Annotated in this window: 19 protein-coding genes; 11 read left to right on the top strand and 8 right to left on the bottom strand. The window is 55.5% G+C overall.

The genetic code is table 11. The annotated features are described in order from the left end of the window. Positions 1-41: 41 nt before the first annotated feature. Positions 42-737, top strand: coding sequence for a cysteine hydrolase family protein (locus LBW88_RS22590; RefSeq protein ID WP_224934330.1), 696 nt, complete (start codon positions 42-44; stop codon positions 735-737). Here LBW88_RS22590 and LBW88_RS22585 read toward each other — a convergent pair whose 3' ends face one another. Continuing rightward, complete coding sequence (locus LBW88_RS22585) at positions 738-1,085, bottom strand: hypothetical protein (protein WP_224934329.1); 348 nt, start codon at positions 1,083-1,085, stop codon at positions 738-740. Positions 1,086-1,368: 283 nt separating this feature from the next. Between LBW88_RS22585 and LBW88_RS22580 the strand changes: the two genes are divergently transcribed. Further along, positions 1,369-2,361, top strand: coding sequence for a glycosyltransferase family 32 protein (locus LBW88_RS22580; RefSeq protein ID WP_224934328.1), 993 nt, complete (start codon positions 1,369-1,371; stop codon positions 2,359-2,361). Positions 2,362-2,590: 229 nt separating this feature from the next. On the opposite strand, the gene LBW88_RS22575 is transcribed toward LBW88_RS22580, so the two are convergent. Further along, positions 2,591-3,775 (bottom strand): NAD(P)/FAD-dependent oxidoreductase, encoded by a 1,185-nt coding sequence (locus tag LBW88_RS22575; RefSeq protein WP_224934441.1) that lies wholly within the window; start codon positions 3,773-3,775, stop codon positions 2,591-2,593. Positions 3,776-4,018: 243 nt separating this feature from the next. On the opposite strand from LBW88_RS22575, the gene pitA reads away from it, so the two are divergent. After that, positions 4,019-5,518, top strand: a complete 1,500-nt coding sequence (gene pitA, locus LBW88_RS22570) for an inorganic phosphate transporter PitA (RefSeq protein WP_224934327.1) — start codon at positions 4,019-4,021, stop codon at positions 5,516-5,518. Between the two features lie 62 nt (positions 5,519-5,580). Here pitA and uspB read toward each other — a convergent pair whose 3' ends face one another. Then, positions 5,581-5,916 carry a universal stress protein UspB gene (uspB, locus tag LBW88_RS22565; protein WP_100701850.1) on the bottom strand — a complete coding sequence of 112 codons (336 nt, stop codon included), beginning with the start codon at positions 5,914-5,916 and terminating at the stop codon, positions 5,581-5,583. A 420-nt stretch (positions 5,917-6,336) separates the two neighbouring features. Between uspB and uspA the strand changes: the two genes are divergently transcribed. Further along, the gene (gene uspA / locus LBW88_RS22560) at positions 6,337-6,774 is read left to right on the top strand and encodes a universal stress protein UspA (protein WP_034819767.1); all 438 of its coding nucleotides are present in this window, start codon (positions 6,337-6,339) and stop codon (positions 6,772-6,774) included. A gap of 32 nt (positions 6,775-6,806) precedes the next feature. On the opposite strand, the gene rsmJ is transcribed toward uspA, so the two are convergent. Together rsmJ and prlC are read right to left on the bottom strand one after the other, a co-directional pair. After that, positions 6,807-7,556 (bottom strand): 16S rRNA (guanine(1516)-N(2))-methyltransferase RsmJ, encoded by a 750-nt coding sequence (gene rsmJ, locus LBW88_RS22555; protein WP_224934326.1) that lies wholly within the window; start codon positions 7,554-7,556, stop codon positions 6,807-6,809. An 8-nt stretch (positions 7,557-7,564) separates the two neighbouring features. After that, positions 7,565-9,607 carry an oligopeptidase A gene (prlC, locus tag LBW88_RS22550; RefSeq protein WP_224934325.1) on the bottom strand — a complete coding sequence of 681 codons (2,043 nt, stop codon included), beginning with the start codon at positions 9,605-9,607 and terminating at the stop codon, positions 7,565-7,567. Positions 9,608-9,828: 221 nt separating this feature from the next. Here prlC and LBW88_RS22545 point away from each other — a divergent pair, with 221 nt between their 5' ends. Together LBW88_RS22545 and LBW88_RS22540 are read left to right on the top strand one after the other, a co-directional pair. After that, positions 9,829-10,671: a 23S rRNA (adenine(2030)-N(6))-methyltransferase RlmJ gene (locus LBW88_RS22545; RefSeq protein WP_224934324.1), complete on the top strand. Its 843-nt coding sequence runs from the start codon at positions 9,829-9,831 to the stop codon at positions 10,669-10,671. A 62-nt stretch (positions 10,672-10,733) separates the two neighbouring features. After that, entirely contained in the window at positions 10,734-11,549 is an 816-nt protein-coding gene (locus LBW88_RS22540) for a CPBP family intramembrane glutamic endopeptidase (RefSeq protein WP_224934323.1), read from the top strand. On the opposite strand, the gene rnz is transcribed toward LBW88_RS22540, so the two are convergent. After that, positions 11,546-12,457, bottom strand: a complete 912-nt coding sequence (rnz, locus tag LBW88_RS22535; RefSeq protein ID WP_224934322.1) for a ribonuclease Z — start codon at positions 12,455-12,457, stop codon at positions 11,546-11,548. The two genes, LBW88_RS22540 and rnz, sit on opposite strands and share 4 nt — an antisense overlap. A 125-nt stretch (positions 12,458-12,582) precedes the next feature. On the opposite strand from rnz, the gene gorA reads away from it, so the two are divergent. Then, positions 12,583-13,935: a glutathione-disulfide reductase gene (gene gorA / locus LBW88_RS22530; RefSeq protein WP_224934321.1), complete on the top strand. Its 1,353-nt coding sequence runs from the start codon at positions 12,583-12,585 to the stop codon at positions 13,933-13,935. A gap of 104 nt (positions 13,936-14,039) precedes the next feature. Here the strand turns inward: gorA and LBW88_RS22525 are convergent, their stop codons facing one another. Then, a complete protein-coding gene (locus LBW88_RS22525) occupies positions 14,040-15,038 on the bottom strand; it encodes a substrate-binding domain-containing protein (RefSeq protein ID WP_224934320.1) in 999 nt (332 codons plus the stop codon). Between the two features lie 108 nt (positions 15,039-15,146). Here LBW88_RS22525 and LBW88_RS22520 point away from each other — a divergent pair, with 108 nt between their 5' ends. The 4 genes from LBW88_RS22520 (at position 15,147) to LBW88_RS22505 (ending at position 19,730) form a co-directional block, all read left to right on the top strand. After that, the gene (locus tag LBW88_RS22520; RefSeq protein ID WP_224934319.1) at positions 15,147-15,896 is read left to right on the top strand and encodes an SDR family oxidoreductase; all 750 of its coding nucleotides are present in this window, start codon (positions 15,147-15,149) and stop codon (positions 15,894-15,896) included. Positions 15,897-15,915: 19 nt separating this feature from the next. After that, a complete protein-coding gene (locus LBW88_RS22515) occupies positions 15,916-17,529 on the top strand; it encodes an FGGY-family carbohydrate kinase (RefSeq protein ID WP_224934318.1) in 1,614 nt (537 codons plus the stop codon). A 230-nt stretch (positions 17,530-17,759) separates the two neighbouring features. Then, positions 17,760-18,692 (top strand): nucleoside recognition family protein, encoded by a 933-nt coding sequence (locus LBW88_RS22510; RefSeq protein ID WP_224934317.1) that lies wholly within the window; start codon positions 17,760-17,762, stop codon positions 18,690-18,692. Between the two features lie 258 nt (positions 18,693-18,950). Continuing rightward, positions 18,951-19,730 (top strand): L-threonylcarbamoyladenylate synthase, encoded by a 780-nt coding sequence (locus LBW88_RS22505; protein WP_224934316.1) that lies wholly within the window; start codon positions 18,951-18,953, stop codon positions 19,728-19,730. 42 nt (positions 19,731-19,772) lie between these two features. Here LBW88_RS22505 and LBW88_RS22500 read toward each other — a convergent pair whose 3' ends face one another. Beyond that, entirely contained in the window at positions 19,773-20,789 is a 1,017-nt protein-coding gene (locus LBW88_RS22500; protein ID WP_224934315.1) for a zinc-dependent alcohol dehydrogenase family protein, read from the bottom strand. Positions 20,790-20,853: the final 64 nt, after the last annotated feature.

The following is a 20,853-nucleotide window of genomic DNA, read 5'->3' as shown; positions in this document are numbered from 1 at the left end:
CTGACCTCTGGCATTCGCTCACTGACAAAGGATTATCATCGATGAAAAACATGATTGCTTCAGGAACCTTAGCACTGGCTATGGCCATTTCCGGCAATGCATTTGCGGAAGACCGTCAGGCCGGTCAGGCACCAACGATTCGCACGCTCAGCGGTGCCACCGCGACAACGCAACTCACGGCCAAACAAACGGCGGTCATCGTCATTGATATTCAGAATGAATACTTTCCAGGCGGCAAGATGCCGATCCCAGATGGTATGCAAGCCCTGCAAAACAGTAAACGTATTGTGGAACATGCCCACAAAAATGGGATGCCCGTCTTCTTTGTACAGCATCTTGGCGCGGCAGATGGTCCGCTGTTCGCTAAAGGCAGCCGCTTTGCCGATTTCCACAAGGATTTACAACCGGGTAAGAATGACCGGGTGATTACCAAAGCCACCCCCAGCTCCTTCGTCGGCACTGACCTGCAACAGCAGCTGGATGCGCTCGGCATTAAACAGCTGATTGTCACTGGCCTGATGACTCACATGTGCGTGTCATCCACCGCGCGTGATGCCGTGCCTCTCGGCTATGCGGTGATCATTCCGGAAGATGCCACCGCGACGCGCGATCTGGCGACCTGGGATAACAAGGTGGTCGATCACAAGGTGCTGCAGCAGAGCGCATTAGCAGGCGTTGCCGATGTGTTTGCTGAGATCAAAACCACCGACGCGGTATTAGCGCTGCCGCTGCGTTAATCACTGCACCGCTTTACCCGGTAATAACTTTTCCGACATCACCTTGCGGCAGGAAAGCGCTTCCTGCCGCGCCTGCTGCTGCTGCTCCACTGTCAAATCCTGCCACACTGTTTGCAGATGTTCTGCCAGCCCCGACTGGAAATGGATTTTCTGCAACGCGTAATCGGAATTACTGCCTTCAATGATCTGCTGCATCGCTTGTGGTGAGTTATCGCGCCCGTCATGCGTCAGGGTGCAGAACATGGCGATGTAATAGCCTTTGTCTTCATCGCTATAGTGTGGCATCAGCCACCAGACAGCCGCGCTGATGACGATAAGCACGGGCAGAAGGAATTTAAGTTTGAACATAGAATCATGGGCCGGTTAGAAAAAAACGCGGCGATCTTAACAGATTCGCCGGTCAACAGCCCTTAAACACCCGCTTCAACGGCACGCCTGGCAAACGCCGCCTGCGTATTCTCTTAAAGTGACGCTTTCAGCGTTTATTTATTGAGCAGTCCGGCGCTGTTTGTTAATTTTGAGGCACTTTTCGCGCCATTAGCGCTTCATCGTGCCCGCTGTCACAGGGCCAGTTTTTCGCCTGAAAGTGGCAAAAGCTGGGATAGCGGCCGACCGGGTTACAGGAATGACCATGTCTGACCATATACTTAAAATGCATTTGATTTCACTGGCGTTGCTGGCGGAAAAAAAGCTGACCACACGCAAGCGCCTTCCCGCCTATCACGCCTTGGCCGAGCAGGATATTAACCTGCAGGCTCGCGCTAATCCGCCTGCGCCAATTCCGCGACAAATTTGGATGTACTGGGAAAGTGAAAAGCTCCCGGCTGAAGTCCAGATTTTTGTCGATAAAATTGCCCGTGAAAATCCTGGCTATGCGCTGACGGTGATCAACAATCTCAATCTGCACGAATATTTGCCAGACCTGAAATTTGTTCACGCGGGGATGCGGGCTTCGCATAAAAGCGATGTTATTCGTCTGGAGTTGCTGCATCGCTATGGTGGGATCTGGATGGATGCCACCATCATCCTTAACTGCACCCTTGATGAGTTGCTGGCGGTAAATTCGGATGACGGTTACGACCTGATCGCCTTTTATCGCGATGAATCCACCCGCGATCGCGCCTATCCGGTGATTGAATCCTGGTTTCTTGCCGCGCCGAAAAACAATGCCTTTATCGGTCGATGGCTGCACTGCTTCCGCCCGATTGTCGAGTTAGGCTCAGAAGCCTTCTTCCAGCAATTGCTGGCGTTGCCGAACTACGACACGATTTTGCAGGGCATCAAAACGCCGGACTATCTGGTGGTGTATATCGCTCAGCAGCAGGCGCTGCGGGAAGAGAATCACTACAACTTCTACTTACGCAGAGCGGAAGCCGGTGCGTTGTTGTATCAAACCCTGAGCGGCTGGCGTCCGGTGAAATTGAGCCGCATGCTGATGGTGGATGCTTTACCGGAGGTTTTGCCGCCGGTGTATAAACTCACCAGCTTTGACCGCAAATATATCGTGACGCATCTTAAATATGGTGTGGTGAACAGCGATAGCCTGCTGGGGCAAGTGTTGCTGCACGACCAGTCGAAAACCCTGACACCCGCAGCAGCGTTAGCGGGCAAAGCCGCTCAATAATACCAGGTGCGCATGAATGCGCACCCTACGAAAATCCGCGCATTTGGGTTGTCGCGTCGCCATTACGCCAATCTACGCATTAGCCTTGTAGCGTCGCCATTACGCTGACCCGCGCATTAACCCTGTAGCGTCGCCATTACGCTGACCCGCGCATTAACCCTGTAGCGTCGCCATTACGCTGACCCGCGCATTAACCCTGTAGCGTCGCCATTGATGGCGACGTGATAACTCACAGCGCCTGCGCGCACGCCCAGGCTGAGCTCCATGCCCACTGGAAGTTATATCCGCCGAGCCAGCCGGTGACATCCACTACTTCGCCAATAAAGTACAAACCGGGCACGTCACGCGCTTCCATGGTTTTGGAGGAGAGCTGGGTAGTATCGACGCCGCCCATCGTCACTTCGGCAGTGCGATACCCTTCGGTGCCATTCGGCTGCACGCGCCACTGATGCAACGTGGTGACCAACTCGGCCTGCTGCTTGCTGTTAAGCTGCTTCAGCGTCACATCCGGAATCTGCTTCAACTCCTGCAACACTTCCACCAGACGCTTTGGCAGGATTTTCGCCAGACTATTTTTCAGGCTGAGATTCGGATGCGCCTCGCGCTGCACATTGATGAAATCTTCCAGCGAGGTTTCCGGCGACAGGTTGATGGTGACAAATTCCCCCGGCTGCCAGTAGCTGGAGATTTGCAGAACCGCCGGGCCCGACAAGCCGCGATGGGTAAACAGCATCGCTTCTTTAAACAGCATACCATCCTGCGCGGTGATGGTGGTGGGCAGTGCCACACCCGACAGCGTGTTTAACTGCTCCAGCAGCGGCTTATGCAAAGTGAATGGCACCAGCGCAGCCCGCGTCGGGAAGACTTTCAAACCAAACTGCTCAGCCACTTTATAGCCAAACGGTGTCGCCCCCAGGCCCGGCATTGATAAGCCACCGCTGGCGATCACCAGCTTCTCTGCCTGCACCTCTGAACCGTTCAGCTGCAGCGTGTAGCCATTTTCATCACGCGTCACACTCAGCACTTCACTGCGCAAACGCACCGTGACCTGCCCGTCTTCGCACTCTTTTAATAGCAGATCAACAATCTGCTGCGCCGAGTCATCGCAGAACAGCTGACCGAGGGTTTTCTCGTGATAGGCAATCTTGTGGCGATTCACCAGATCGATGAAGTCCCACTGGGTGTAACGCGCCAGCGCCGATTTACTGAAGTGCGGGTTGTGCGAGAGGTACGCCGCCGGTTCGGTGTACATATTGGTGAAGTTACAGCGACCGCCGCCAGACATCAGGATTTTACGCCCTGCCTTTTTGCCGTTATCCAGCAGCAGCACGCGGCGGCCCAGTTGCCCTGCCTGCGCTGCACAGAACATGCCGGCAGCGCCTGCACCTATTACGATAACGTCAAACTTGTCCACTGCGCTTAATCCACTCAATTGAAAGGCGGTGATTGTAGAGATCTGCGGCATTTCGCGCCAGCGTCAAAAAAATGCCGTAAATATGTCATATTGTAACTCGCTTATTTTTCAGCCTTTTTACCCAATCGCAGCGCTTAAATGGCAAATTTAAGTCAAAAAAGGACTATATTTTCCTTTCACATCATGCGGGTTGTCGCAGATAATGCGCCGCGTTCATGTCCTCCAAAAAATGGCGTAACGTTTATGCTACATCTGTTCGCTGGTCTTGACCTCAGTACCGGCCTGTTTTTGGTAATAGCTCTGCTGTTCGTATTGTTCTATGAGGCAATCAACGGTTTCCACGACACTGCTAACGCAGTCGCTACCGTCATCTATACCCGTGCGATGCGGGCGCAATTGGCGGTTGTGATGGCGGGTGTTTTCAACTTCTTAGGCGTTTTGCTGGGCGGCTTAAGCGTGGCTTATGCCATCGTGCATATGCTGCCAACCGATTTACTGCTGAATGTGGGTTCCGCGCACGGCCTCGCCATGGTGTTCTCCATGTTGCTGGCGGCCATCATCTGGAACCTCGGCACCTGGTATCTGGGTTTGCCGGCATCCAGTTCCCACACCCTGATTGGCGCCATTATCGGTATTGGTCTCACCAATGCGCTGATGACCGGCACCTCGGTGGTTGATGCGCTCAACCTGCCGAAAGTGATCAATATTTTCCTGTCACTGATTCTGTCGCCGATTGTTGGCCTGGTGATTGCGGGTTCGCTGATTTTCATCCTGCGTCGTTACTGGAGTGGAACCCCTAAACGTTCGCGCATCCATATGACGCCGGCTGACCGTGAAAAGATCGATGGCAAAAAGAAGCCACCGTTCTGGACGCGTATTGCCTTGATCGTTTCAGCGATTGGCGTGAGCTACTCCCACGGTGCGAACGACGGTCAGAAAGGCATTGGCCTGATTATGTTAGTACTGATTGGTGTGGCACCTGCTGGTTTCGTGGTCAACATGAATGCCTCAGGTTATGACATCACGCGTACTCGCGATGCGGTCAATCATCTGGAACAGTATTATCAGCAACACAGCGATTCACTCACGCATATCATCCAGATGGCACCGCCTGCTGTGCCTTCACCGGAAGAAGCCGTGGGCGGTCCGCATGAGTTCCATTGCGACAGCAGTCGCGCGCTGCAAGCCATTGACCGTGCGCAGGTGCTGCTGACTAATCTGAACAGCTATGACCAACTGACAGTTGATCAGCGCAGCCAGATGCGTCGCCTGCTAATGTGCGTCTCGGACACCGCCGATAAAGCCGCGAAACTGCCAGAGACCACTCCGGATGATAAGCGCTTCCTCAACAAGCTGAAGGGCGATCTGCTGGGCACCGTGGAATATGCACCAATCTGGATCATCATGGCCGTGGCGTTAGCTCTGGGCATCGGTACCATGATTGGCTGGCGTCGTGTGGCGACCACCATCGGCGAGAAAATCGGTAAGAAAGGCATGACTTACGCGCAGGGTATGTCAGCACAGGTGACCGCTGCGGTGTCGATTGGGGTTGCCAGTTATACCGGTATGCCGGTTTCCACCACGCATATCCTGTCATCGTCCGTTGCCGGTACCATGCTGGTAGATGGCGGTGGCTTGCAGAGCCGCACCATTAAAAATATCGCCATGGCGTGGGTGTTCACCCTGCCGGTGTGTATTGTGCTGTCAGGTTCGCTCTACTGGATCGCGCTGAAAATTATCTAGGCCGCTATCAGCAAACAAGAGGGCGACTGTTCACACAGGTCGCCCTTTTTTATTGCCGCTGATTAATGCCAAATCGCCAGACCAATCAGGCTCACCACCACCACAAAACACAGACCGCTGGTCAGGACAAACTGCCTGCGCACGCGTTCGCAGCGGCGAATAAATTCGTCGTCGTGGTGATCGCGATAGCGTTTATCCCAGATATAACGCACCAGCCGCACCTGCTTGCTCGGCTGACCATGAGACGTGAAGAAACCCGCCCCATCCACATATTGATACAACAGCGGATCGCATCCGCGCAGCACAGCCAATAGCGAGCGTAAAGAAGAGAAGTAGCGCGCCATATTCACCAGACAAACCACACACAGAGCCCAAAAAAGCGCGATAGTGCTGATCATGTTCCCCTCCCAGCTGGAGCCGTAATGACGTCGAAGGCAGCGGGGAAATGCTGCTGACGCCCCACGGGAAATTAACCAGCCACAGATGAATCGAATTGCATTGTTGTTATGCGAACCCGAGCGCGTCACCCAGACGGCAGTGGCACTCATTTTCAGTGTAGGAGATCTGTTCAATTTTTTTCCAGCGATGATTTTCGTTCACCGCGAGTGAAAATCGCGATAGCGCTTGATCTTCCTCACAAGCGAGCCGTGGATTGCAGCATTTGTTAACAACTCTGGCTATACTCAAAGCATAACAACATACGCCTGATGGCATAAATTATGGCTGGCGGCGCTTCATCGCCATTGTGCGCAAAGGACAACGCCTGCCGTGAAGGCAAACAACGGGTTGCCCCCAGAATCTTGAGAAGGAGTTTTATCATGGCCTATAAACACATCCTGATTGCCGTAGACCTTTCCCCGGAAAGCCAGTTGTTGGTTGATAAAGCCGTTTCACTGGCCCGCCCTTACGATGCAAAAATCTCGCTGATCCACGTTGATGTGAATTACTCAGACCTTTACACCGGGCTGATTGACGTCAATCTGGGCGATATGCAGAAACGCATTTCTGAAGAGACGCACACCGCGCTGAAAGAGCTTTCCACCAACGCCGGTTATCCGATCAGTGAAACCCTGAGCGGCAGCGGCGATCTCGGCCAGGTGCTGGTGGATGCGATTAAGAAATACGATGTGGATTTGGTGGTCTGTGGCCATCACCAGGATTTCTGGAGCAAGCTGATGTCATCAGCGCGCCAGCTGATTAACACGGTACATATCGATATGTTGATTGTGCCGTTGCGTGACGAAGAAGACGAATAAGAGCAGGGCCAGCTTAGCTGGCCCTGTTTTTTTTAAACCAACGGCGGATAGATATCAAAGCGATGGCTTTTGGTGACCACCGCCGATTGCGTTGCCACACCGGCTAACGGCGGCGCGTAATCCGGACGCTTCACCACGATGCGTTTCTTCGCCAGACGGCGCGCCGGTTCCAGCAGCGCATCGGCATCCTCATCGGATCCCACCAGCGACTGAAATACGCGCATCTCCTTCTTCACCATCGCGCTCTTTTGACGATGGGGATACATTGGATCGAGGTACACCACATCCGGCGCGGGCGTGATATCACTCAATGCCTGCTGGCTTACCACATGCAGCAGCGTCAGACGCTCACGCAGCCAGCCACCGATTTCCGCATCGGCATAACCGCGGCGTAAACCATCGTCCAGCAAAGCCGCGACCACCGGATGGCGTTCCAGCATGCGCACCCGACAGCCTAATGCCGCCAGCACAAAGGCATCACGCCCCAGTCCTGCCGTCGCGTCGATCACATCCGGCAGATAGCCGCCCTTAATGCCCACCGCTTTTGCCACCGCCTCGCCGCGACCACCGCCAAATTTACGGCGATGCGCCATGGCACCGGTGACGAAATCCACAAAGATGCCGCCCAGTTTAGGCTCATCCAGCTTACGCAGCTCAAGGCGCTCCGGCGTCAGCACCAGCGCCATCAGCGCCTGATCGTCATGCTCTAAGCCCCAGCGCTGCGCCAGATGTAATAAGGCGCCGTCTCCGGCGCCTGATTCATCGATTAAACCGATTTTCACAAGCAGGCTTATCCCTGAATTCCGTAGTGTTCCAGCATCGCATCCAGCTGCGGTTCACGGCCACGGAAGCGTTTGAACAGCTCCATTGGCTCTTCAGAACCGCCGCGCGTCAGGATGTTGTCGAGGAACGACTGACCGGTTTCACGGTTGAAGATGCCCTCTTCTTCAAAGCGTGAGTAGGCATCCGCCGCCAGCACGTCAGCCCATAGATAGCTGTAGTAGCCCGCTGCATAACCGCCGGCGAAGACATGGCTAAACGCATGCGGGAAGCGGCCCCATTCCGGGCTTGGCACCACGGCAACCTGCTTCTTCACTTCACGCAGGGTTTCGAGGATCTGCGCGCCTTTTTCCGGATTGAATTCGGTGTGCATGCGGAAGTCGAACAGGCCGAACTCCAGCTGACGCAGGATAAACAGCGCTGCCTGATAGTTTTTCGCTGCCAGCATTTTATCCAGCAGATCTTTCGGCAGCGGTTCGCCAGTTTCATAGTGACCAGAGATAAACGCCAGCGCGTCCGGCTCCCAGCACCAGTTTTCCATAAACTGGCTCGGCAGCTCGACTGCATCCCATGGCACACCGCTGATACCCGACACGCCCGGCGCTTCGATGCGCGTCAGCATGTGGTGCAAGCCATGGCCAAACTCGTGGAACAGGGTGGTGACTTCATCGTGGGTAAACAGCGCAGGCTTGCCCTGGACCGGACGGTTGAAGTTACAGGTGAGATAGGCCACCGGCTTCTGCAGGCTGCCATCGGCTTTACGCATCTGGCCGACGCAATCGTCCATCCAGGCACCGCCACGCTTGTGCTCACGCGCATACAGGTCGAGGTAGAAACTGCCGCGCAGCTCGCCGCTTTCATCGAACAGGTCGAAGAAGCGCACGTCCGGATGATAAACATCAACGTCTTTGCGCTCTTTGGCGGTGATGCCGTAAATGCGTTTCACCACTTCAAACAGGCCGCTCACCGCGCGCTCTTCCGGGAAGTACGGACGCAGCTGCTCGTCGCTGATGGTGTAGAGATGTTGCTTCTGCTTCTCGCCGTAATAAGTGAGATCCCACGGATTCATCTCGTCCACGCCACACTCTTTTTTGGCGAAGGCGCGCAGCTGAGCTAGCTCTTTCTCACCCTGCGGACGGGCACGTTTGGCGAGATCGGTCAGGAAGTCGATCACCTGTGCCGGATTCTCAGCCATTTTGGTCGCCAGTGATTTGTGCGCGAAGGAGTCAAAGCCCAGCAACTGTGCCAGCTCGTGACGCAGCGCCAGCTCTTCCGCCATGATTGGGCCATTATCCCATTTGCCGGCATTAGGGCCCTGCTCAGAAGCACGCGTTGAATAAGCACGATACATCTCTTCGCGCAGCGCGGCGTTATCGCAATAAGTCATGACGGGTAGATAACTTGGGATATCCAGCGTCAGCAGCCAGCCCTCTTGTTCTTTGGCTTCGGCCTGCGCTTTGGCCGCAGCCAGCGCGCTTTCCGGCATGCCAGCAAGCTCGGCTTCATCGGTGATCAACTTGCTCCAACCCATGGTGGCGTCAAGCACGTTGTTGCTGTAGGTCGAACCGAGTTCAGACAGACGCGCGGCGATTTCGCCGTAGCGTTTCTGCTTCTCTTTATCGAGGCCGATACCGGAGAGTTCGAAATCACGCAGTGCGTTATCCACCGCTTTCTTCTGCGCAATATCCAGTGCGGCGTAGTTGTCGCCCTGTTTCAAATCACGGTAAGCCTGATACAGACCTTCGTTCTGTCCCACCCAGGTGCTGTATTCAGACAGCAGCGGCAGCGTTTGCTCATAGGCTTCACGCAGTTCCGGGCTGTTTTTAACGGAATTCAGATGGCTCACCGGGGAGAAAATACGGCTCAGACGGTCATCCACTTCGGCCAGCGGCTGCACCAGATTATCCCAGGAGTAAGGCGCACCCTGGGCCACAACGCGTTCCACTTCGGCACGACAGTTGTTCAGCGCTTCAGTCACAGCGGGAACCACGTGCTCAGGTTTGATAGCGGAAAAAGGCGGTAGCGAATAAGGGGTGAGTAATGGATTGGTCATCAGCGCAGTCCTTTCATCATAGAGTTCGGGCGCGAGGTTTCGCGCGACGCAATGCTTCTAACATGCGGTCAGCATGCATGAAAATCAATGCCAGTAAGGATGGACTCGTTAAGAAAAAAGCGCGAGAGCCAAAACGTCAGCAATTTTTACGCAGCGCGGCTATAATCGCGCCACACACGATGTTTTATCTCCTTTGATCCAACCGCGGACCCCTCTTTTTTATGCTGAGTTATCGCCACAGTTTTCATGCCGGCAACCATGCCGACGTGCTCAAACATACCGTTGAAAGCCTGATCCTCACCGCCCTGATGGAGAAGGAAAAACCTTTCCTCTATCTGGATACCCACGCCGGTGCTGGACGTTACCAGCTGAGCGGAGAGCACGCCGAGCGCACCGGTGAATATCTGGAAGGCATTGGCCGCATCTGGCAGCAGCCGGACGCACCGGAACTGCTGAAGCCGTATCTGACGGCCGTTCGCAACCTCAACCCACATGGCACCTTGCGCTACTATCCGGGCTCACCGCTGATCGCCCGCTACTTGCTGCGTGAAGAGGACAAACTGGAATTAACCGAACTGCACTCCAGCGACTACCCACTGTTGCGTAATGAGTTCAGCAAAGATGACCGCGCGCGCGTGGCGCGTGGCGACGGTTATCAGCAGTTGAAAGCCAAGCTGCCACCGCTGAGCCGTCGCGGTTTGATTCTGATCGATCCGCCGTATGAAATGAAAAGCGATTATCAGGATGTGGTGAAAGGCATTCAGGAAGGTCACAAGCGCTTCGCCACCGGCGTGTTCGCACTGTGGTATCCGGTAGTGATGCGCCAGCAGATCAAACACATGGTGAGAGATTTGCAGGCGACCAATATCCGCAACATCCTGCAGATTGAACTGGCCGTTCGTCCGGACAGCGATCAGCGCGGCATGACTGCATCGGGCATGATCGTGATTAACCCGCCGTGGAAGTTGAAAGCGCAGATGGAAGAGCTGTTGCCGTGGCTGCATCAGAAGCTGGTTCCAGCGGGCACCGGTCACTATAGCGTGACGCAGATCGTTCCAGAATAACGTGCTGACAGGGTGCGGCTCCTGAGCCGCCCTTTGCCGTTGCCCTTCTAAGGACACTATTTATGTGGATCATTCTGGCTGGCGCACTCACCGTGCTATCGCCTGCCAAACGTCTTGCCGTATTGCTGTTGTTACTGGCAACGCTATTGGGCTTATTCCAGGATGTGCTGGACTGGCCTGCTCTCGCCATTTTGGGGGCCATCGCTTTGCTGGCGTGGGTGCGGGTGGAAAACCCTACCAACCGCGCGGTACTGCTGATCAGCGAGGCGTTGCTGGTGCTGATTGCCGGCGGCCTGTTCCTGCATCTGCTGCCGGGCTTTAACAACCCGCGCCAGATCGAGGAAATGCAGGTTGGCCCCAATAGCCAGCCTTTTAGCTTCTACTACAACTTCGATAAAGCACTGATTCCATTTGTGCTGCTGGCTGCATTGCCCACGTTGTTCCGTGCGCAGAAGTTTCCCGCGCCGCACAAGATTCTATGGCTGCTATTACTGGCGGCGATTCCGCTGCTGCTGTATGTCGCGGTGCTGTTGGGTGGACTGGCGATTGAGCCGCATTGGCCGGAGTGGCTCGGCAGCTTTATGTTGGCAAACCTGTTCTTTGTCTCGCTGGCCGAAGAGGCGTTCTTCCGCGGCTATGTGCAACAGCGCCTGCGCCAGAAAATCGGTGGCGTGGCGGCGCTGTTGATTGCGTCAGTGCTGTTTGGGCTGGCGCACTTCCCAGGCGGCATGATGCTGGTTGCCTTCGCTACCCTGGCCGGGTTGATTTACGGTCTGGCGTGGCATTGGAGTGGCCGCGTGTGGGTCGCCACCGGCGTCCATTTCCTGTTCAACATGACACACCTGCTGTTCTTCACCTATCCGGCGTTGCAGCACTAAATCTCGAACACCGCGAAATCTCGTGCCAGCTCGGTAGCCGCAAACACCGACTGGCACTCCGCCAGCAATCTTTCCCTATCGCCCGACAAATACCGCGAACTGAAGTGCGTGGCAATCATGCGTTTTGCGCCTGCTAGTTTTGCCACTTCGGCCGCCTGAATCGTGGTGGAGTGGCCGCGACCGTTGGCTTTCTCCGCCATCGCCGCTTCCATGGTAGTTTCATGAACCATCACATCTGCATCCGCCGCCAGCAGCAGTGCCACCTCAGTCGGGCCGGTGTCACCGAAGATCGCCACCACTTTGCCTTTGGTGCCGGGACCGAGATACTCCGCGCCGTTGATTTCACGCCCATCGTCTAACTGAATCTTTTTGCCGTCCTTCAGATCCTGATACCACGGCCCGCGTGGCACCCCTTCCGCTTTCAGGCGTGGCGCGTCGAGGAAGCCCGGTTTGTCATGCTCTTCGATGCGATAGCCATAGCACTCCACCACATGATTCATCGGATAGGCCGTGACGCGATAATCACCATCATCCAGCACTTCGCCAGCTTCAATTTCAACGATCTCCAGCGGGTAGCCGGTGTAAGAGCCACTGAGACTGAGGGTTGTTTCGACAAATTGTCTGATGCCTTTCGGGCCATAAATCGTCAGCGGCTCCAGCAGGCCGGCCATCGAACGGCTGGTGAGTAAACCTGGCAGACCGAAAATGTGGTCACCGTGCAGATGAGTAATGAAGATTTTTTCCAGCTTGCTCGGCTTGAGTGCGGAGCGCATAAACTGATGCTGCGTCGCTTCACCGCAGTCGAACAGCCAGGTGTCGCCACGTTTCGACAGCGTCAGCGCAATGGCGGTGACGTTACGTTGCAGGCTCGGCGCACCCGCGCCGGTGCCGAGAAAAGTCAGGTGCATAATGTCTTCCATGTTAGCGGAACCGAGATTTAACCCTATCATAATCATAGGCTGAACCTTTGCGCCGCTTGCGCAAGCAGCGTTACACTCTATGCCAATTTTCTTCCAACTGATGGACACAACGGATGACCAGACATTTTGACTACCTCGCCATCGGCGGCGGCAGCGGCGGTATCGCCTCGATAAACCGTGCAGCGATGCATGGCCAGAAGTGCGCGCTGATTGAAGCGAAAGAGCTGGGCGGCACCTGTGTCAACGTCGGCTGCGTACCGAAAAAGGTGATGTGGCACGCGGCGCAGATTGCTGAAGCCATCCACCTGTATGGCCCGGATTACGGTTTCGATACCACCGTGAACCACTTTGACTGGTCGGTGCTGGTGAAAAACCGCAGCGCCTATATCGATCGCATCCACACCTCTTACGACAACGTGCTGGGTAAGAATAACGTTGAAGTGATCAAAGGCTTCGCGCGCTTTATCGATGCGAACACCGTGGAAGTGAACGGCGAGACCATCACGGCCGATCACATCCTGATCGCCACCGGTGGCCGTCCAAGCCATCCGCAAGTGCCTGGCGCGGAATACGGTATCGACTCTGACGGCTTCTTTGAACTGGATACGCTGCCAAAGCGTGTGGCAGTGGTTGGCGCAGGTTATATCGCAGTGGAGCTGGCCGGTGTGGTCAACGCGCTCGGTGCCGAAACTCATCTGTTTGTGCGTAAGCATGCACCGCTGCGCAGCTTTGATCCGCTGATTGTCGATACGCTGGTGGAAGTGATGCAGGCCGAAGGTCCCACGCTGCACACCGAATCGATCCCGAAAGCAGTAATCAAGAACGCTGACGGTAGCCTGACGCTGCAGCTGGAAAACGGTCATGAGCAAACCGTCGATTGCCTGGTATGGGCGATTGGGCGCGAACCGGCGACCGACAATCTCAACCTGTCCGTGACCGGCGTGGCGCTGAACGACAAAGGCTATATCAACGTTGATAAGTTCCAGAACACCAACGTGCAAGGCATCTATGCAGTGGGCGACAACACCGGTGCGGTGGAACTGACTCCCGTCGCCGTGGCTGCCGGTCGCCGCCTGTCCGAGCGTCTGTTTAACAACAAACCGGACGAGCATCTGGATTACAGCAACGTGCCAACTGTGGTGTTCACCCATCCACCCATTGGTACTGTCGGCCTGACTGAACCGCAGGCGCGCGAGCAGTACGGTGACGATCAGGTGAAAGTGTATAAATCCTCGTTCACCGCGATGTACACCGCCGTCACCCAACACCGCCAGCCGTGCCGCATGAAACTGGTATGCGTCGGTGCAGAAGAGAAGATTGTCGGCATCCACGGTATCGGTAACGGTATGGATGAGATGCTGCAGGGCTTCGCGGTGGCACTGAAGATGGGCGCCACCAAGAAAGACTTCGACAACACCGTAGCGATTCACCCGACTGCGGCGGAAGAATTTGTGACCATGCGATAAGGGATTCCCTGGTACGCATAAATGCGCACCCTACAGCAGCACCTGACTGCTGTAGGGTCGCCATTAATGGCGACCAATGATGAGGCGGTATTAAATCCGCCCTTTTACTGCATCCGCAGCACCGGCACTTCCACCACCGTAACATCCTGCTCACCGCTCTCCATCAGGCGAAACACCGACTCCATCATGCCGGCCACATCCTGCTTCACCATGATGATGTCTTTGCACAACAGCGCGACAAACGGGTCCCAGTCGAAACAGCCAATCGCCGGATGCTTATCATCAGACAGTAGATCCGCCGCACGCAGAAACTGCACCACCCCTTCCAGCGAAATAGTCGAGTTCACAAACAGGCCAAATTGCCCCGTTTCATGCTGCTGAAAGTAGCTTTTCAACGCCGTTTGCGCTTTTTCCGGCTCATAGTCACACAACAGCAGGTTCTCCTCCGGCACCGAAACACCTCGCTCCTTATGTGCTGCCAAAAAACCGCGCAGACGCTCCTTACCGTTATGATCGCTGGCACGTCCGCCGACAAAAATCAGCGGCTGCGGGCATTTCTCCAGCAGGCTGCGCGTCAGGCTCAACGCACCCTGAAAGTTATCCGAAATCACTGAAGGTGCCAGCGAACCGGGCAGATCCAGATTCAGCGACGGCACGCCTGCGGCCTGGCAGAGTGCAGTGATGCGATCGGGATCGGTCGCTCCTGTCACCACCATGTAATCCACCTGCCAGGAGAGCATGGTGCGTGCCGCTTCCAGTTCCAAATCCGGATCGCGCTGCGTGCAGGTAATCACCGGGAACAGGCCGCGATCGCGCGCCATCTGCTCAAACTTCTCAACGATTGAGCCAAAATAACGGTTGTCATATTTTGGCACGATCATGCCGATGGTTTTCGAGCGCGTGCTGCGCAGCATGCTGGCCTGCCGATTCAGCGCATAGCCCTGTTCTTGCGCAATCCGGTTCACTTTCTCTGCAGTGCTGGCACTGATGCGCCGCTTCTTCCAGTTGCCACTCAAAATCGCGCTCACCGCACTCGCCGAAACGCCCGTGAGTTCCGCCAGGTCATAAATGGTGGTTTTCTTGTTTTTGCCGATCCCCGTCACAGAACCCATCCCTTTATTGCGCTTTTTGTTGCTGGTTAAAAGTCGGGGTGATAGTTGTGCTTCATCGATTGAGCATCACCTAAAACACCATTGATAAAGGATTATAAGATGAACTCTAACCTCTTCTCCATGCATAACCCTCTCAACGGAAAAGTCGCCGCCATTACCGGCGCAGCTTCCGGCATCGGCCTTGAATGCAGCAAAGTGCTGCTGCAAGCCGGGGCTAAAGTCGTTCTGATCGATCGCGACGGCGACAAGTTGCAGCAGCTGGTGGCGGAACTGGGCCCACAGGCATTGCCGCTGCAGATTGACCTGATGGACGGCAAACAGGTTGATGGGATTCTCGATGACATTCTCAAGCTGGCGGGCCGTCTGGATATTTTCCACGCCAACGCCGGTGCCTACATTGGCGGCCCGGTGGCGGAAGGCGATCCGGACATCTGGGATCGCGTACTGAAACTCAACACCAGCGCGGCCTTCCGCTGCGTACGTTCGGTGCTGCCGCATCTGATCGCACAGAAATCGGGTGACATCATTTTTACCAGCTCGATTGCCGGCGTGGTGCCGGTGATCTGGGAACCCATCTACACCGCGTCAAAATTTGCGGTGCAGGCCTTTGTGCATTCAACACGTCGTCAGGTGGCGCAGTATGGCGTGCGCGTCGGTGCGGTGCTGCCGGGTCCAGTGGTCACCGCCCTGCTCGATGACTGGCCAAAAGATAAACTGGAGGACGCGCTGGCCAACGGCAGCCTGATGCAACCGATCGAAGTGGCGGAATCGGTGCTATTTATGGTGACGCGTTCGCCGGGTGTCACGGTGCGCGATATCGTGATCCTGCCTAACAGCGTTGACCTGTAACCAGCCGAGGTGCAGCAGCATGAGTAACGAAAAATATCTGATAGGTGTCGATGTCGGTTCTGCCAGCGCCCGTGCCGGGGTGTTTGATGGCAAAGGCAATTTACTCGGCCATGCAAAGCAGTCCATCACCACCTTCCGCGCTCACGGCAATGTGGTTGAGCAATCCGCCAATGAGATTTGGCAGGCCGTCAGCCATTGCGTGCGCGAGGCGGTGACACAAGCCGCCATCGATCCGGCGGCGGTGGCCGGTATTGGCTTCGACGCCACCTGCTCACTGGTGGTGATTGATCAACAAGGTAAGCCATTGCCGGTCAGCGCGGATGGCGAAGCGGAACGCAATATCATTGTATGGATGGATCATCGCGCCACGCAGCAGGCCGATGCGATTAACGCGACGAAACATCCGGTGCTCGACTACGTGGGCGGACGCATCTCACCCGAGATGGAGATGCCAAAACTGTTGTGGCTGAAAACCCACAATCCACAGACGTTCCAGTCCGCCGCGCACTTCTTCGATCTCACCGATTACCTGAGCTGGCGCGCATCGGGCGATACGGCGCGCTCATCCTGCACTGTCACCTGTAAGTGGAACTATCTGGCGCACGAACAGCGCTGGGATGCCGACTATTTCAGCGCCATTGGTTTGCCGGAGTTTGCCCAGGAGAAATTTGCGCGCATTGGGCAGCGGATCGTTGAACCTGGCACGCCGTGCGGCAGCGGTTTAACCGCGCAAGCGGCCGCCGACTTTGGTTTGCCTACAGGCACGCCCGTGGCTGCCGGGTTAATTGATGCCCATGCAGGCGGCGTCGGTACGCTGGGCGCGGATGGCACCCCGGAAGATAAACTCGCTTACGTGTTCGGCACCTCGTCCTGCACCATGACGCCGACGCGTGAAGCCGCGTTTGTGCCCGGCGTGTGGGGGCCGTATTACTCCGCAATGGTGCCGGGATTATGGCTGAGTGAAGGCGGACAGAGCGCTGCGGGCGCGGCCATCGATCGCCTGCTGGAGATGCATCCGGCTGTCACTAAAGCACAGCAGGCCGCCGATGCCGCAGGCCTTGCACTGCCGGTGTATCTCGCGGAGCAGGCCTTGCAGCAAGCCCGCAGTGAGTCGGCAACGTTGGATTTAGTCGAAGGTCTGCATATCGTGCCGGAGTTCGCTGGTAATCGCGCCCCGTTTGGCGACCCTTACGCGCGAGCGGTGATTTGCGGTCTTGGAATGGACAACGATGAAGCCAGCCTGATCGCGCTGTATATCGCCGGCTTGTGCAGCCTCGGCTACGGCCTGCGCCAAATTATTGAGGCGCAAACCAGCAAAGGGATTACTACGCGTTCGATTGTGATCAGTGGCGGTGCCGGACAGCATTCGCTGGTGCGCCAACTGTTAGCAGACAGTTGCCAGCTTCCGGTGCAGTCCACCCACTGTCCTGAACCGGTATTATTAGGTTCGGCGATTCTTGCCGCTGCTGCCAGTGGCGTATATCCCGACGTAACCTCGGCGATGGCAAACATGACCACCGATGAAAAGCGCTGGCATCCTGAGCCATCGTTTTCCGAGCTGCATCAGCACCGTTATGATGCATTTAAATTATTGCAGAGTACCGCGCGCAATATTCGCCAGATGAGCGAATAAACGTCGAATAATATTCCAGTGCGCCGCACAAACGTCGGCGCACGGTTATTTCCCTCTCTCATTTCCTGCAAGATAAAATTTATTTTCTTCACTACTCAAGTTTACGCCGCCGGGATACTATTTATCCCTTTGCTGGCGCCCTTCGCGCTGGCATTTTTATGCGTATTTCAAGGCAAGGGGAGCAGCATGTTTGTCGGTATTAAGCAGTGGTTCGAGGTTCAGGCAACCGCATGAATATCATCAGCATTATTATGTCTGCGGGCAAAGCTTCGGTCGATGTCGCGCTGTATACGCTTATTCCTATCATGGTGGTGATGTTATTCATCATGAAATACCTGGAAGTGAAAGGCGTGCTGGATTTTGTGGTACGTCATTCCACACCGTTATTAAAACCTTTAGGAATTACCGGACTGGCGTTATTTGCGCTGATTCAGCTTAACTTCGTGAGTTTCGCTGCGCCGTTAGCGGCATTAGCGATTATGGAAAAACGCGGCACCTCCGATCGCCATATGGCAGCCACGCTAGCGATGCTGTTTGCCATGGGACAAGCCAATGCTTTTTACCCGTTGATTCCGGCGGGCCTGAACTGGAGCGCCGCGTTGCTGATCTCCATCTGCGGCGGGGTGTTGGCGGCGGCAGCGACCTACCACTTCTTTGCCCGCAAACTCTCGGATGCATCGCTACTGAATGAAGATGAAACCGTCGCCAACAATGAAAGCAAAATGGGGCTGATTGCCATTATCAACAGTGCCGGCGCCGATGCGATTCGCCTGGCGCTGGGCTCGTTGCCGATGCTGATTCTCTCGTTGTCGGTGGTGGGTATTTTGAAGGAATCCGGCGGGATTGAGATGCTTACCCGGCTGGTTTCTCCGCTGCTGGACAGATTCAACATCTCTGAGGTGTACATTCTGCCTGCACTGACTAAATGCCTGGCAGGCGGCACCGCCTATTACGGCGTGGTAGCCGGGCTGGTGGAGAAAGGCTTATACAGCGCGCACAATATTAATGCCTCGGCGGGTTGGCTGATTCAGACCTTTGATTTGCCGGGTATTGGTATTTTCCTGGGCCTATCGAGTCGTTTCCCGCGCCTGTTCCGTTTCGCCGTGCCGGGCATCATCCTCGGCATCGCACTGCGCGGTGTAGCACACGCCCTGATATTTTAATTAACGCTGGCGCTGAAACACTTATTCAGCGCCAACTTAAATAACACTACAATTCCCGCGTGTTATTTTAAATTAACCCTATTCCTTTCATCGTTATTTTCATCAGTTGCATCACCTTTAATTATCGTACTATTATCACCAGCATGGTTTTACACCAGAAAATTAATCCTGATGAATTATCCGGTTAATTAAATCCTTAATTATATTGCAGGTAATATTCCTGTACGTCATCTATTGATACGCAGATAGGGTAGATCCATGAGCGGTAAGCAAATAACGTGGAATGGCGGGTTACAACCTGAAGCCATCGAGATTCTGTCACAAGACGGCGGCATGATCGTAAGCCCAACCAAAGTGGGTTACATCATCATGACCTCCGATAAAGCCGGGCTGGAACGTAAGTTCGAAGCCAAGCAGCGCAAGCGCAACAAGCCAGGCGTGGTGCTGTGTGGCTCGCTGGAGCAGCTGCGTTCTCTGGCTCAGCTGACACCGGAAATTGATCAGCTTTATCAGCAGCATTGGGATCAGGATATTTTGCTGGGCTGTATCTTACCGTGGCGCGATGATGCGCTGGCGCGTATTCCGGCTGATGGTTCAAAAGAGCTGATGATGGATGGCCGCCAGACCAGCTGCTTCGTGATTAAATTTGGCCGCCCAGGCGAAAATATCGCGAAAGCCCTGTGGGAAGATCACGGGAAATTCTCTTTCGCCAGTTCTGCGAACCCATCTGGTCAGGGTAACCGTGGATTGGTTGAAGGAATTGGCGAACGTATTGCATCGCGTGCTGATTTAATTATCGAAGCCAATGATTACGTGAAATCTATTCAGCCCAACGACGAAAATAAGGTGCGCTACGAACAGGGCGTGATGGTATCGATGGTCGACAGCGAAGGTCGTCTGATTCCACAGCAGAACGGCGAGCGTAAAATTACGCCGTGCCCGGTGCTGATCCGCAAAGGCCTTGATGTCGATAAAATCATGGCGCTGCTGTCGGATATCTTCCCGTCATGGGACTACCGCCACGGCGATTACTACTGATGTAATAAGCCTGTTTCCCGATGTGGGAAACAGGCTTCCCCGCTACCACTCCACGGTGATTTTGCCGAAGTGTCCCGCCGACTGCTGATGCTGGAAAGCCGCAGGCAGATCGCTCAACGCACCGTAACTGTCGCTGATCACCGGACGAATACCGGTGTGTTCCAGTGCGCGCACAAAGTCCTGCTGCTGACGACGATGGCCGACAATCAACCCCTGAATACGCGCCTGCTTCGCCATCAATAGCGAGGTCGGGATAACGCCTTCGAACCCGGTCAGCACGCCAATCAACGCGATATGGCCGCCGACGCGCACCGCCTCAATCGACTGCGCCATGGTGCCCGGCCCGCCGAGTTCCACTACCACATCGGCACCTTTGCCCTCAGTGAGCTGCTGTACCTCTTTGCCCCACTCCGGCGTACTGCGATAGTTGATACCCGCATCGGCCCCCAACTCTTTGGCTCTGGCCAGCTTCTCATCAGAAGATGAAGTGACGATCACGCGCGCACCCATCGCTTTGGCGATTTGCAGCGCGGTAATCGACACGCCGCCGGTGCCCAGCGTGACGATGGTATCGCCCGCTTTGATCTGTGCATCGCCCACCAGGGCACGCCAAGCCGTCAGGCCCGAAGTGGTGATGGTAGCTGCTTCCGCATGACGCCAGCCGCGTGGAGCCAGAGTGAAATGATTCGCCGGACGCACTACCACTTCAGCGGCAAAACCATCAGCGCCATCACCTGGCGTTTGGGTGAAGTTGCCGACCTGAGCGAGAGGCAGCCCGTCCTGCCATTGCGGGAAGAAGCAGGAAACCACGTGGTCGCCAGGCTTGAAGTCCGTGACGCCTGCACCGACCTCTTCAACCACGCCCGCGCCGTCCGCCATCATGATGCGATCTTGCTTGGTGGGGATCGATCCGTTAGCCACCAGCAGATCGTGGAAGTTGAGTGATGTGGCATGGATCGCCACGCGGATCTCTCCGGCGCCCGGTTTACCGGGATCGGGCCGATCCGCCAGCTGCAGATGCTCTAAACCGCCAGGTTGTTTCAGGATCATCGCTTTCATAACCACTTTCTCCTTAGCAAAATGCTCAATACACAGCATGCCGCTGCGAAACGTGCATGCCTTC

The sequence above is a fragment of the Pantoea sp. alder81 genome, assembly GCF_020179835.1.
Classification (GTDB): Bacteria; Pseudomonadota; Gammaproteobacteria; order Enterobacterales; family Enterobacteriaceae; genus Pantoea.
The sequence above is the reverse complement of the archived record's forward strand: the minus strand, read 5'-3'. Positions and strand labels throughout refer to the sequence as shown.